Source organism: Protofrankia sp. Cj3 (assembly GCF_917627355.1).
GTDB lineage: Bacteria > Actinomycetota > Actinomycetes > Frankiales > Frankiaceae > Protofrankia.
The window spans coordinates 23,479-37,372 of the sequence record NZ_CAKJTR010000037.1; the positions used below are offsets into that span (position 1 = coordinate 23,479).

Annotated in this window: 11 protein-coding genes; all 11 read left to right on the plus strand. The window is 69.7% G+C overall.

The window, feature by feature from the left end; translation table 11 throughout:
• The first annotated feature begins 437 nt into the window (after window positions 1–437).
• The 11 genes from MJ783_RS07440 (at window position 438) to MJ783_RS07490 (ending at window position 13,446) form a co-directional block, all read left to right on the plus strand.
• Window positions 438–1,559, plus strand: a complete 1,122-nt coding sequence (locus MJ783_RS07440) for a C40 family peptidase (RefSeq protein ID WP_239309477.1) — start codon at window positions 438–440, stop codon at window positions 1,557–1,559.
• Between the two features lie 163 nt (window positions 1,560–1,722).
• A complete protein-coding gene (locus MJ783_RS07445; protein WP_239309461.1) occupies window positions 1,723–2,376 on the plus strand; it encodes a CDP-alcohol phosphatidyltransferase family protein in 654 nt (217 codons plus the stop codon).
• Between the two features lie 11 nt (window positions 2,377–2,387).
• Window positions 2,388–4,922: a mannose-1-phosphate guanyltransferase gene (locus MJ783_RS07450; protein ID WP_239309478.1), complete on the plus strand. Its 2,535-nt coding sequence runs from the start codon at window positions 2,388–2,390 to the stop codon at window positions 4,920–4,922.
• Between the two features lie 172 nt (window positions 4,923–5,094).
• Window positions 5,095–5,475 carry a glycine cleavage system protein GcvH gene (gene gcvH / locus MJ783_RS07455; protein WP_239309463.1) on the plus strand — a complete coding sequence of 127 codons (381 nt, stop codon included), beginning with the start codon at window positions 5,095–5,097 and terminating at the stop codon, window positions 5,473–5,475.
• A 306-nt stretch (window positions 5,476–5,781) separates the two neighbouring features.
• Window positions 5,782–6,333: an FHA domain-containing protein gene (locus tag MJ783_RS07460; RefSeq protein WP_239309464.1), complete on the plus strand. Its 552-nt coding sequence runs from the start codon at window positions 5,782–5,784 to the stop codon at window positions 6,331–6,333.
• 16 nt (window positions 6,334–6,349) lie between these two features.
• Window positions 6,350–7,117, plus strand: coding sequence for a MerR family transcriptional regulator (locus MJ783_RS07465; RefSeq protein ID WP_239376721.1), 768 nt, complete (start codon window positions 6,350–6,352; stop codon window positions 7,115–7,117).
• A 220-nt stretch (window positions 7,118–7,337) separates the two neighbouring features.
• The gene (locus MJ783_RS07470; protein WP_239309468.1) at window positions 7,338–7,823 is read left to right on the plus strand and encodes a bifunctional nuclease family protein; all 486 of its coding nucleotides are present in this window, start codon (window positions 7,338–7,340) and stop codon (window positions 7,821–7,823) included.
• 322 nt (window positions 7,824–8,145) lie between these two features.
• On the plus strand, window positions 8,146–8,712 hold the full coding sequence (locus tag MJ783_RS07475) for a MerR family transcriptional regulator (protein WP_239309470.1): 567 nt from the start codon (window positions 8,146–8,148) through the stop codon (window positions 8,710–8,712).
• 267 nt (window positions 8,713–8,979) lie between these two features.
• Complete coding sequence (locus tag MJ783_RS07480) at window positions 8,980–12,087, plus strand: FtsK/SpoIIIE domain-containing protein (RefSeq protein WP_239309472.1); 3,108 nt, start codon at window positions 8,980–8,982, stop codon at window positions 12,085–12,087.
• Complete coding sequence (locus MJ783_RS07485) at window positions 12,084–13,124, plus strand: hypothetical protein (protein ID WP_239309473.1); 1,041 nt, start codon at window positions 12,084–12,086, stop codon at window positions 13,122–13,124. Before MJ783_RS07480 ends, MJ783_RS07485 begins: the two co-directional genes overlap by 4 nt.
• A 58-nt stretch (window positions 13,125–13,182) precedes the next feature.
• Window positions 13,183–13,446: a hypothetical protein gene (locus MJ783_RS07490; protein WP_239309475.1), complete on the plus strand. Its 264-nt coding sequence runs from the start codon at window positions 13,183–13,185 to the stop codon at window positions 13,444–13,446.
• Window positions 13,447–13,894 lie beyond the last annotated feature (448 nt).

A 13,894-nucleotide genomic window follows, 5' to 3' on the forward strand; every position in this document is an offset into this window, starting at 1 on the left:
GACGCCGCGTCCCCTATTGCCGAGCGCTCGAAGAGCGCTCGGCGGCAGGGGCGGGTACCACCGGAATTATGTACCCACCGGGGGTATGTCGCGGGGAAACTGAAGGTCACGTGCCGGCCGCCGGCCGGTACGTGACCGCAACCCAATGACTGCACCAGGCCACCGGTTGAATATTGCCAACTGTTGGGTTTGGGGGCATTGCCTGCCCGTACGAGCCACCCGATATCTTTTGGAGCTGACACCTTCGTTTCCTCAATAAAGATCAATATTTTCTCTCGAACACACGCGTCGGACCGAAACGCCCAGTCCTGCCCCGGCCCGATGTCCCCTCCGAGCAGCCAGGGGCAGGAGCGAGATCTCGCAGCCCTGATGGTCACCGACCGGGCTCTCCTCCTTGGTCGGTGCCTTGAGGCGTGCCAGCGGCACCGGTCCGCGGCATGTCGACGTTCTGCCTCGCGGGCGTTCGGGAAGGACGCGCGTTGCTTCCACGTGGCGTGACCCGGCTCCCCGCGGACGGCGAGCAGGCCGGTCGCGGTCGCCACCGTGACCAGGCGCCCATGAGTGCGGACGGCGACGAGCTCACCCCTTGGCGTGTCCGCCTCAGCCCACAGACCCGGCGAGTCGCCACGATCGCCGCGGTGACGACCGGAACCCTGGCCGCATCGACGGCCGGCTTCGCCGCGACGATGCCCGGCACGGGCGCCAGCGTGGCACTGGAGCCGGTGACCGCGGCAGCGGCCACCGTCGACAGCGCCGCGATGGTCGGTGGTGGCGCGCACGGAGCCACCCTCACCGCATCCACCACCGGTCTGGCCGGCAAGATCGGAAATCCAGATCCGACCTTCACCTCGGTGTCGATCGTCGCCGATCAGACAACTGTCGCGCCGAATGCTCCCGTCGTCTTCACCGTCCGCGCCATGGAGGTCGGGACGGGGCGTCCCGTCACCAACCAACGGGTCCGTATCGCGGTGGCAAACGGCCCGCAGTGGACCACCACCGCCCAGCTGCAGACCAACAGCACCGGAACCGCGACGATCAGTACGCGCCTGCTGTCGACCACGACCCTCACCGCGGTCTTCGACGGTACGAACGTCCTGCGTCCCTCCCTGGCCGGTGCGACCACAGTGACTGTGCGCAGCCCCACCGGCCCGGCCGGCGCCCTCGGAGGCCTGGCGGCCGGGGGTGCGGCCACGGCTGTCCCAGGCAGCTCCATCGGGGCGAAAGCGGTCTACCTCGCGTCGTTGCAACGGGGCAAGCCGTATGTGTATGGGGCGGAGGGGCCCTACGCGTTTGACTGCTCCGGCCTGGTGCAGTACGTGTTCAAACAGCTCGGGCGCTCTCTGCCGCGTACCGCCCAGCAGCAGTTCGCCGCCTCGCTGCGGGTGCCGCAGGCCGGCAAGCAGCCCGGCGACCTGATTTTTTTCGGGAGCCCGAGCAACATCACCCATGTCGCGATCTACGCCGGTAACGGGTACGTGTGGAGCGCCCCGGAGACCGGACGGACCGTCTCACTGGTGCCAATCTGGACCTCGACGTACTACGTTGGCCGGGTGATGTGATGGTTGACGGGCGGTCCGGGTGATGGGCGCGAGCCGGCCGCCGGGCCCGGCGGCCCGTGGGCGAGGGCGGCGCCGCTGACGATGCCGTACGGTGGCTGTGCACCGTGGCGGCGGCCTCGTCAGGCTCCACGCGGGCGCAGCTGGGTGCGAAAGGGTGTCGAGGGTGACCACGGCGATCCATCCGTCCGACCGGGTGCTGACCATCCCGAACCTGCTCTCCGCGCTGCGGCTGGCTGGGGTCGGTGTCTTTCTGTGGCTGGCGTTGGGCCCCAAGGCTGACGGTGCGGCGCTCGCCGTGCTCGCCTTCGCCGGCGTGAGCGACTACCTCGACGGCAAGCTTGCCCGGGCGCTCTCGCAAACCAGTCGGCTCGGGATTGTGCTCGACCCGCTGGCGGACCGTCTCTACATCCTGGCGACGATCATTGCGCTGACGCTGCGCGACATCGTTCCCTGGTGGTTCGCGGCGCTGCTCGTCGGCAGGGACATTATGATCATGGGGGTCGTGCCGGTGCTGCGGCGGCTCGGCTACGGCCCCACGCTGCCCGTGCACTATCTGGGCAAGGCCGCGACGTTCAACCTGCTCTATGCCTTCCCGCTGTTGTTGCTGTCAGCGGGTGACACCTGGCTTGCCACTGTTGCGCGTCCGCTCGGGTGGGCGTTCGCTGGCTGGGGCGCCGCTCTGTACTGGTGGTCCGGAATCCTCTACTGGGTGCAGGTGCGCCAGCTCGCGCGGGCGGGGAACGGCAGCGAGCCCTCGGCAGCGCCCGGGACGCACCCCGGCGAGGCTGGCCGGGCGGATGCGGAGGTGGGCCGGTGAGAGCTGTCGTGATGGCGGGCGGTGAGGGGAGGCGCCTGCGCCCGATGACCGCCAACCAGCCCAAGCCGCTCCTCCCCGTCGTCAACCGCCCGATCATGGAACATGCGCTGCGGTTGCTCAAGCACCACGGTTTCGATGAGACCGTGGTGACGGTGCAGTTCCTCGCGGCGCACGTCCGGACGTACTTCGGCGACGGCGACGAGCTGGGGATGCACCTGTCCTACGCGACCGAGACCACGCCGTTGGGGACCGCCGGGAGCGTCCGCAACGCGCAGGACGCCCTGCGTGACGACCGGTTCCTGGTGATCAGCGGCGATGCGCTCACCGACATCGACCTGACCGCGCTGGTTGCCTACCACCGCAAGCAGGGCGCGCTGGTCACGGTCGCGCTCAAGTCCGTTCCCAATCCCCTGGAGTTCGGGATCGTCATCACCGACGACGACGGGCGGATCGTCCGGTTCCTGGAGAAGCCCACCTGGGGACAGGTCTTCTCCGACACGGTCAACACCGGCATCTACGTGATGGAACCGGAGGTTCTCGACCACGTCCCGCCCGGGGAGCCGGTGGACTGGTCGGGAGATGTCTTCCCGAAGCTCCTCACCGCTGGCGCGCCCCTGTTCGGCTACGCGCTCGACGGCTACTGGGAGGACGTCGGTACCATTCCCAGCTTCCTGCGGGTCCAGGCTGATGTGCTCAACGGCCAGGTGGACGTGGAGATCGGCGGCTTCGAGGTCTCGCCGGGGGTGTGGGTCGGCCGGGACGCCGACGTCCACCCGGAGGCGGTTCTGTCGGGCCCGCTGGTGATCGGCGACTACACGAAGGTCGAGGCCGGTGCCGAGCTGCGTGAGTTCACCGTCATCGGCAGCAACGTGGTGGTCAAACAGGGCGCCTTCCTGCACCGGGCGGTCGTCCAGGACAACGCCCTGATCGGGCCGCAGGCCAACCTGCGGGGCTGTGTGATCGGCAAGAGCACCGACGTGCTGCGGGCCGCGCGGGTCGAAGAGGGCGCCGTGATCGGTGACGAGTGCGTGATCGAAGAGGAGGCGTTCGTCTCCAACGACGTCATGGTGTACCCGTTCAAGACCATCGAGGCTGGCGCTGTGGTCAACACCAGCGTCATCTGGGAGTCCCGCGGGCAGCGCTCGCTGTTCGGCCCACGGGGGGTATCGGGGCTGATCAATGTCGAGATCACACCCGAACTGGCCGTCCGCCTCGCCAGCGCCTATGCCACGACCCTGCGTAAAGGATCAACAGTCACCACGGTCCGGGACAGCTCCCGGGCGGCCAGGGCACTCAAGCGAGCGGTGATCAGCGCGCTTACCGCGAGCGCGATGGACGTACGGGACCTGGAGGTCGCGCCGATGCCGGTGGCCCGCTTCGACGTCCGCACCTCCGACGCGGCCGGCGGCGTCATGGTACGCACGACGCCGGGGGACGCCGAACGGGTCGACATCAGCTTCATGGATGCCGAGGGCGCTGATCTCTCACTCGGCGCACAGCGCACACTCGACCGGGTCGTCAGCCGCCAGGAGTTCCGGCGGGCCTTTCCCAGCGAGATCGGGGAGCTGCGCTTCCCCGCCCGGACCGCCGACATCTACACCCGTGACCTGCTGGACCAGGTGGACATCTCGGGTCTGGCCGAAGGCAACCTGAAAATCGTGATCGACCCTGCCGGGGGAGCGACCTCGTTGGTGCTGCCCACCCTGTTGGGACGGCTCGGGGTGGATGTCCTCACCGTCAACGGCCGATTGGACGAGACCGTCCCGGCCCAGACGCCGGCCGATCGCCGCCGCGCGCTGGACCGTCTCGGCGCGCTCGTCGCCAGCTCGCGGGCTGCCTTCGGCGTCCGCTTCGACAACGCCGGTGACCGCATCACGATCGTGGACGAACGCGGCGACCTGATCGACGACGAGCGGGCGCTGCTGGTATTTCTTGATCTTGTCGCGGCGGAGAACCGGGGAGCCGAGGTGGCGCTGCCGGTCACCGCCACTCGGGTCGCGGATCAGGTGACCCGCTTCCATGGGCTGACGGTGCGGCGTACGTCGCTGTCAGCGGCCGACCTCACCCGGGCCGCCTCCGCGGCGAACGTCGTGTTCGCCGCGGACGGCCGCGGGGGGTTCGTGGTGCCCGAGTTCACCCCCGCGATCGACGGCCTGGCCGCGTTCGTCAGGCTGGCGGCTCTGGTCGCCCGGACCCGGCTGACCCTGAGCGCCATCGACGCGCGCATACCGGCGGTGTCGGTACTGCGCAGATCCGTGCCGACGCCGTGGGCGGCCAAGGGCATGGTGATGCGGCGAGTGGTGGAGGCGGTCGACTCCGACAGCGGATGCACGATCGACACCACCGACGGCGTCCGGGTGATCCTGGCGGATGGCTCGTGGGTACTGGTGCTCCCCGACCCGGCTGAAGCTGTCACCCATCTGTGGGCCGAGGGCCCCGACGCCACCACGGCAGAACAGCTCCTGGACTACTGGAGCGCCTTGTTCGCGGCCGGTGATCTCACCGACGATGATCGTTCACAGCGGGCGGTCGGTGCCGAGGGCTGACGCGGCCGGCGCTCGCCCCGCCGGTCCGCTGCCCCGCCGGGTGGAAGAAGAGCGGAAGAGTGGAACAATGGCCACGGCTCCAGCGCGCCGCGATGACCTTCCCAGGGCTGCCGGAAGCCGCGTCCGACGCTGTGGACCGACAGCGGAACCGACAACTGGGAGGCGATACCCGGTGTACCCGGAGGACCTGAAATACACCACGGAGCACGAATGGATCCGGGTGAGCAGCGACATCGCGCGGGTGGGTATCACCTCGTTCGCGCAGGATGCGCTCGGGGACATCGTGTTCGTGACACTGCCGGCGGTGGGCGACCGGGTGCGGGCGGGTGAGCCGTTCGGCGAAGTGGAGTCCACCAAGAGCGTCTCTGACGTCTACGCTCCGGTCTCCGGCGAGGTGATCGCTCGTAACGAAGTGCTCGACAGCACCCCTGAGCTGGTCAACTCCGATCCTTATGGTGAAGGATGGCTCGTCGAGGTGGCGGTCGACGATGCCGGGGCGACCGCGGCCTTGCTCGACGCCGTCGCCTACGCCCAGCATGTGCAGGGAACCTGAGAGCGCCCGGCAGCAACAGAAAGGATCTGCCCGTGTAGCCTACCGGTCAGATCAACGTTATGCGGGCGTAACCAGCCCCCTCTCTTTTCGCGGTAGTGGACCCGATGCACTAGCCTCATTGTGCGCCGGGAGGGCGGTGCGAGGCCGGGATGTCACGGTCCGTGCCATCCCCTCCGGCTTCGGGGACGTCCGCGTGGCGGGTGGGTGTCTCCGAGGAGGAAACAAATCTTTCGCCACCCCAGGAAGGTGGCCCGAGCGGCCGACCCAACCGCGCCCGCGGTGGTCCGGCAGGAAGCAGACGCGACCGTGTTCTGCACGAGGTGCGGACAGCAGAACCCGACCGATGCGCTGTACTGCGCGCGGTGCGGGTCGCCACTGGTACGTCCAGGTGAACCCGTCGCGCCGGAACGACCTGCCGAGCAGACTTCCACGCTCAACCTTGCCGCCGCCTTGTCGGGTATCGAGGGTGATCACGTCGATGAGTCGACCGAACGGGACGCCGTCGCCGCCGTTGACGCGCTGCCGCCGGGCTCCGGTTTGCTCGTGGTCAAGCGGGGTCCCAACGCGGGCAGCCGCTTCCTGTTGGACGCCGATCTGACAACGGCGGGCCGGCATCCGGAAAGTGACATCTTCCTCGATGATGTGACCGTGTCCCGCCGTCACGCCGAGTTCCATCGGTCTCCGTACACGAAGGGCTTCGCCGTGCGTGACGTCGGCAGCCTCAACGGCACCTACCTCAACCGGGAGCGGATCGACTCGGCCGAGCTGTCCAGCGGTGACGAGGTTCAGATCGGCAAGTTCCGGCTGGTGTTCCTGACTGGATCGATCATGGCGACGGGTGGCGGGGGGCACCAGTGAACCGGGGGTCCCATCGATGAACGCCGGTCAAGCCGCGACATCGCCCATGCCGATGCCCGCTCGGGCGTCGGCGGGTGGTTCCACCGCGAAAACGCTCAACATCGGCGAGGTGCTCGACCGGCTGCGGCTGGATTATCCCGACGTGACGCTGTCCAAGATTCGATATCTGGAGGCGGAAGGTCTTGTCGTGCCCGCTCGTACCACTGCGAACTATCGTAAGTACTCACCTGATGACGTTGTCCGGCTACGTTATGTACTCGGCGCGCAGCGGGAACGCTTCCTGCCGCTGCGAGTGATCAAAGAAGAGCTGGAGTCCCTCGACCGGGGTGAGCAGCCGTGTGAACGGCCTGGCCCCCGTGCGGTGCCACCACCCCCGCCCCGCGTCCTGGACATGATCGTCGAGGCCGGCGAGACGGTGCGGATGTCGCGGCGAGAGCTGCTCGCCGTCACCGGCGTCACCGACGACCAGCTCGTCGAACTCGAGCAGTACGGGCTGCTCGCCCCCCGTCCGGGCGGTAGCTACTTCGACGGGGACGCGCTGGCGGTCGCGCGCACGTTCGCCGCGCTGAGCGCCTTCGGGATCCAGGCACGTCATCTGCGCTCCTCACGGGTCGCGGCCGACCGGGAAGCCGGCCTGATCGAACAGGTGGCGGCACCCCTGCGAGGCCAGCGTGACCGTCTCTGTGGACACGCGCAGGACACCGTGGACGAGCTCGCGGGCCTGCTGGTCCGGCTGCACGCCGCGCTGCTGCGCTCGCGTCTGCGGGCCGGGCCGAGCGGATGAGGCTGGCCTGGCGTGTCCTGCGGGCAGGCGCGCGCGGGCCGATGCGCGGGCGGGCACCTATCGTGGGAACTGAGGCGGAAGACGTCCACAGTGACCGATCTTTCCGGAAGCACCAGGCACGCTGACGAACTCCAGCGACGGGGATAGTGTCACCCGGTGGGCATCTACAGTTTCCACTCAGATCATCCTGTCCTGCTCACCTGTGCGAGGAGGTAGATCGGTGCATCGGCTGGACATCGTCGGCGTTCGTGTCGAGCTTCCGTCGAAGCAGCCGATCGTCCTGTTGAAGGAAGTCGAAGGTGAGCGTTACCTGCCCATCTGGATTGGCGCGGTGGAAGCGACCGCCATCGCGTTCGCGCAGGAAGGCATCACGACCGCTCGTCCGATGACCCATGACCTTATGCGTGATGTGCTGCAGGCCCTGCAGACGGAACTCACGAGGGTAACGATCAACGATCTTCAGGACGGCGTGTTCTTCGCGACGCTCGTGTTCGGGAACGGTATCGAGGTCTCGGCCCGGCCGTCGGACGCCATCGCGCTGGCCATGCGCATGGGTGCGCCTGTCTACGGCGAGGAGTCGGTGCTTGCGGAAGCTGGCATCACCGTGCCTGAAGATCAGGAACAGGAGCAGGAGAGCGAGCTGGAGAAGTTCCGGGAGTTCCTGGACACGATCTCACCGGAGGACTTCAACACACCGGGTTCCTAAGAGCGCAGCCCGGCAGCGGGGCGTTCGATCAGGAAGCGGCGTCCGGGCGGATGGATCGCGAGCCAGACGCGCGTGGCGACGGCTTCGCGGGCCGTTGCGGCACGTGTGCGATCCTATCCTCACAGGGTTGGGATCGACGCGTTTTCGTACCGCCGCGGGACACGTCAATCCTGATCATTGATGCGGCCGTCACGGGCTCTTACCGTCGAGTCGAGGTTACGGGCACGCCCTCGGCGAGATCGTGAGCGGCGGTCGTGGAGCGGGGTGCCCGGTGGGTCCAGGAGCCGGTTGGACGGATGGCGACAGCGATGATCGGACGGCGATGATCGAGCAAGGTCAGCTCTTCCCGGACGATCTTCCCCAACCTCCTGGCGACGATGTCGGCTACCGGGGGCCCACCGCGTGCGCCGCCGCGGGGATCACCTATCGGCAGCTCGACTACTGGGCCCGTACCGGGCTTGTCCTGCCGAGCGTGCGCGGCGCCACGGGCTCGGGGAGCCAGCGGCTGTATTCCTTCCGGGATGTCCTGGTGCTGCGGGTCGTGCGCAAACTGCTGGAGGCGGGAGTCTCTCTGCAGAACATCCGCGCCGCCGTCGACTGCCTGCGTGTCCGCGGGATCGAGGATCTTGCCGAGGTCACCCTGGTCAGCGATGGGTCGACGGTGTACGAATGCATCTCCGACGATCAGGTCATCGACCTGGTCCAGGGAGGGCAGGGGGTCTTCGCGATCGCGGTCGGCCGGGCCCTGCGGGACATGCGCGGGCAGCTGTCCCAGCTGCCGACCGAGCGTCCCGAGCGCCCGGAACCGGCCGGGCCCCCGGCACACGCCGTGGTCGGTCATCCCGGGGACGAGCTGGCCGACCGGCGCGGCCGGCGGAGCTCGGCCTGAGCCGGTGGCCCGGCTGAACCGACGGCGGCCCGGGAGCGACGCACCCGCGAGTGGGGGCGATGTTCCTGGACCGGGCCCGCGGGGACGGGGAGCATGAGGCGATGACCTCGTCCGGTAGCGTCACATCGGCGCAAGCCCGTCCAGTCAGGGGAAAACCCCGCCTCCGTCGGATCTCGTCGCTAGGTTGGTTCTACCGGTAGGTCACTGGTCGGCAAAGACGTCGCACCACCATCGGCGTGCCATCAGCTTGATCGCGGGGAGGTCGCGGTGCCGGGCGCTCGGCGAGTGCGGACGCTGGTCACCGGCATCCAGGCATGCTTCGGCGAAGCCCTGAGCCTCGCCGACCAGCTGGAGGCGCTGGCGGACGAGGTCGAGTCGGTCCAACCGGACACGCATGCTACGGCGGCGGATACATCCGCTCTCGACCGGGCCCGCCGCTCCGATGGTGCCTGGCAGGCCGTGCCCGCGCCGGCTGAGCGGGTGCCGATCGCGATCAGTACCGCGGCCGTGATTGCCCGTGGGCAGGCGTCCGCGCTGGCTGGCGCGGACTGGTCGGCGCCGGTGTGGGCACCGATCCGCCCGGCCGGGACCGCCGGGCACCCGGCGCCGGGTGCGCCCGGCAAGCCCGGGTCCGCGCGCACGAGTGTGGACGAGCCCTACCGGCCTGGCCTGTGGCGGGTCGGCAAGGTGATCGTCCCGCCGTTGCTACCCGGCGGGGCCGCCGCCGAGGTCCCGCTTGCTGTCAGTTTGCTCGACGGCGCCAACCTGCGCATCGTGGTGGACCGCGACCACCGTGGCGAGGGGCTCGGTGTCGTGCGCGGCCTGCTCACCCGTGTTCTCGCGGCGGCGCCGGCAGGGTCGGTACGGGTCGTCGTCTACGACCCGTATGAGCTGGGCGCGGGGCTTGCGGGGTTCGCCGCGCTGCGGGCCGCCGGGGTCGTCAGCCCCACCATCACCACCCGGACCCGCCTGGAAGGCGTGCTCGCCGAGCTCTCCACGGACGTGGGACGCATCACGGTCGACCGGCTCGGTGGCCGCTTCGCCTCGCTGCGGGAACGGGAAGCCGCCGGTCTGCCCCGGGCCGAGCCCTGGCGGCTGCTGGTGTTGCTGGCCTGGCCGTCCCTGGCCGACGACGCGGCCCGGTCGTTGGCCGCGGTCGCCGCCCAGGGGCCCGCGTGCGGTGTGCACGTCATCGCGCTGGTGGAGGAGGGCGCCGCGGCAACCGCCGTCCGGCGGGGGCAGGACACCCTGGCGAACGCCGAGAGCCTGTGGCTGACCCACGGCACCGGGAGCCCTGCCGCCGCGGGCCCCCGCCAGGCTGGCCGCGACCAGCTGAGCTGGCGCTGCTCACTGTCGGGCACGTTTCCATGCGACCTGGATGAGCCGCCTCCCCCCAGCCTGGTGGCCGCGGTGGCCGAGGCCGTGGCCACCGCCGCGACCGACGAGGCTGTACGGCCGCTGAACGCACGCGCCCTGCTGCCCGAGACGCTGTGGAGTTTCGATGCCGCCGGCGGCCTGGCCGTTCCGGTGGCGTTCGGCCCGGACGGCCCGGTGACGTTGCGGTTCGACGACGACACGGTCCACGCGCTGGTCGGGGGACAGGCCGGAGCGGGAAAGTCGACCTTGCTGCTTGATGTGGTGTACGGCCTGGCCGCTCGCTACGCGCCCGAGCAGCTGCGGTTCCACCTGCTCGACTTCAAGGAAGGCCTGGAGTTCGCCCAGTTCGCCCCTCGTGATGAGGATCCGTTCGTGTTGCCCCACGCGGACACGATCGGGATGGACAGCGACCGGGAGTTCGGGGTCGCCGTGCTACGCCATGTCCGTGCCCAGATGCAGCATCGCGCTCTCGCGATGCGCGCTGCCGGCGCCCGGGACCTGCGCGGCCTGCGGATCGCGCGGAGCGGCGCCGGCTGGCCGCGGATCATGATAGTGATCGACGAGTTCCAGGTGATGCTGACACCGCTGGACGCGGTGTCGCGGGAGGCTGTCTCGCATCTGGAGGTGCTGGCCCGGCAGGGGCGTGCCTATGGGATCCACCTGCTGCTCGCCAGCCAGACTCTGTCGGGCATCGACGCCCTGGACGCCACGGCCGGCAAGCGGGGATCGATATTCGGCCAGTTCGCGCTGCGGATCGCGCTGCGTACCTCGATCTCGGAGTCGCGGGTGCTGCTGTCGACCACCAACGAGGCGGCCGGAGCGCTGGCCGGCGTGGGTGAGGCCATCGTCAACCGGCGTAATGGTCATCCGGCCGGCAACGAGCTCGTCCGGGTCGCCTATCCGGAGCCGGCGATGCTCGCGGCGCTGCGCGCGGACCTGTCCCGGGCAACCGCGGCCGGCGGTGCGGGCAACCGACCGCCGAAGGTTTTCGTGGGCCATGCCCCGGCTCTGCTGGAGGACAACCCGCTGTTCCGTTCGCTCGCGGGCACGCCCGTTCCAGTCGACCGTACCGACCCCGACCCCGACGAGGCTGACCGCGGCGCGCTGGTTCCCGGTAACCAGTACGGTTCTGGTGACCAGCGCGGTTCCGCCCGTCGGGACGCGGGGGAGACGGCCGAGCCGTTGGCGCTCGTCGGAGTTCCCCTCGACCTGCATCCCGCCGCCGTGGGCGTACGGCTGTCCCCACTGCCAGGACGTAACCTCGCGGTCCTGGGGCCGCTGCGGCGTGAGGCCGTCGGCGTGCTGCATGCGGCTGTCACGAGTCTCGCGGCCCAGGCCGGGCCGGGCGGCATGCGGGCTGACATCGTCGCCGTCACCGGCGAGATGCTCCCGGCGGCCGGCATCCTCGCGGCCCGGGTCCGTGCTCTCGGCCAGGAGGCAGAGCTGCACCCCCCGGCCTCGCTGCGCCGCGTGCTGCAGGAGATCAGCGATGCGGTGCGTACCCGGGAGGAATCCGCGCTGGCTCTCGGGACGGACCTGCCAGGTCCACACCCCGGGTCGCTCCAGCCGTGGACCGTCGCGGGGGCGCGGGAGGAACCGGCGGCGCGCCGCCAGCGGCCCGCGCGGCTGCTCGTCCTGTTTGCCGCCGATGCCGGGCGTGCGGTCCTGGAGGCCAAGAACCCGGCCACCCGTCGCTCCGGTCTGGACGATCTGCGCTTCGTGACCCGCCGGGGTCCGGGCCAACGGGTGCACCTGCTCGGCTGGTGGCGTGGCCCCGGCCGGCTACTTGATGATCTTGGCCCTACGCATCGTGATGATATCGGGGCATGGGTCGCGGTCGGCGTTCCCGGCAATGACCTGTTCAGCCTCGCCGGCAACCGGTCGGTCACAGCTGCGGCGAGCGTCAACCGGGCGGTCCTGTTCGACCGGAACAACCAGGCGGAAGCACGCACGATCATCCCCTTCGCGCCGTTGCGGCAACCCGTGGACGCGGCATGACCGGGCCGGTCGTGGGCGCTGGCCACAACGGCCAGCGGAACGCACCCCCGGCCTCCGGCATGACTCACGATCACCGAGCGTTGATTGATCTGGTCGAGCAACCGGGTGCGTCGCTCGCTGTGTCAGCCGACGGGCCCGGCCATAGCACCGGCAGCTCCCGTGACCCCGATCTCGACGATCCGAGAACCGCGGCCGCGCACTATCGCGCGCTGCTGGGCGAGCTCGATCAGGCCCGGACCAAGGTGGCGGACCAAGTGCTTGCGGGCCAGGAACGGCGCGCCGCGCTCGCACGGGCGCACCGGGACTCCGCGCAGGCGATCCGGGCCAAAGTCGAAGACGCGTGGCGGACGATGGCGGAGCCACTCGCGCAGCACGGCATCAGCGACCTCGACCAGCTCCGCCCGTCCCCGGTGGCGGATGCCGACGAGCGTGCCGCGTCCGGCGTGGCGCTGCCTGAGCACACCGGCCGGTCATCCATGCGGGCACAGCACCGTCGTGCCGGTGCCGGGGGCCGCGGCCGTCCCAGCAGCGCAGCGCTTGAACGCATCACCCGCTCGGGACGGCCCGCCGCGGGAGCCGGCGATACCGCCGCGTTCGACCCGGCCGGGGCTCCGGCCCGTGCGCACGAACTGTGTCTCACCGCGATGGGGCACGCGGCCGAGCTACGGGCGGTCACGCGGGCCGGCTCGACAGCGTCCGCGGCAATCGTTATCGGCCTGGCCTGCCTGCTGATAGCCGCCGGGGTGACCGCGCTGCGGCTGTTCCTCGATGTCGCGGCGCTTGCGGCCCTGCTTGCGACCCTCGCCGTTGCCGCGCTGGTCGCGGGCGTCTGCGTGGCAGCCCTCACCGACACGGGCCGCGTCGAGACAGCCCGGGCCGCGCTGCTTGGAGCGGGTACGGCCGGCGCCGCGGTGCTGGCGACCGTTCGGGTCGCGCCGCTGGACCCACCCGGAGTGATCATTTCTTTGGTGGTGCTTGCGCTTGCCGTCCGTTTTGGGCTTGGCGTCGGAGCACCGCGAGATCCGCGGCGTCAGTGAACCGGCGGTTGTCCGGATCCGATCCCCGCGGCGGTGACAGAAGAAGGGCAGGATTTCTGTGACAAGCACCATCGCCGACGTCAAGTCCCAGCTTGGCGAGGCATTCAGGCGCACCGATGAGGTCACCGGACAGCTGGACGGCGCGTTGACCATGATTGAAGAAGCGCAGGCGATTGTCCTGGCCGCGACCGACGGCAGCGCCCACCGAGCCGTGGAGCAGCTGACGAGCGCTCTGATGGAGACACGCGAGCGCATTCAGGAGTCGCTGGCGGCCCTGGGCTCCGCCGTCCAGGAGGTCCGCGACTACAGCGATGGGCTTTAGCACGCCTGGCAACAGGGGGCGCGGCATCGCGCGGGACCGGGGCACGCACCTCGCGTCATCGCTCCCCGTCCATCGCTCCCCGTCCATCGCTGCGCGATGCACGGGTACCCCGGCTCGTCGGTCGCCCCCACCACCTCCGGTGACTCTCTGTGATCATTTCACTTTTCGCGACGGCGAGGACGGCGCCGACCCCGCGACGGGCGATTACGGGGTCGTCCGTCCACCCGGCGACAGTGGCAATCAGGTCGGGCTGCGAAGGCTTCGACGTCGGCGCTGCATCCGTCCGGGTCTACGCTGGGGCAGGAAACCATCGGTTGATCATTACGAGTTCTCGCAAACCGTCATGATCGCCGATGGCTTCTTCGTGTCCTGACCTGCGTCGGAAAGCGCTGGGTCGGGCGCCCACCGTCAGCCCAGGGACCACAACTGATCACAAAAGTCAGGTTGG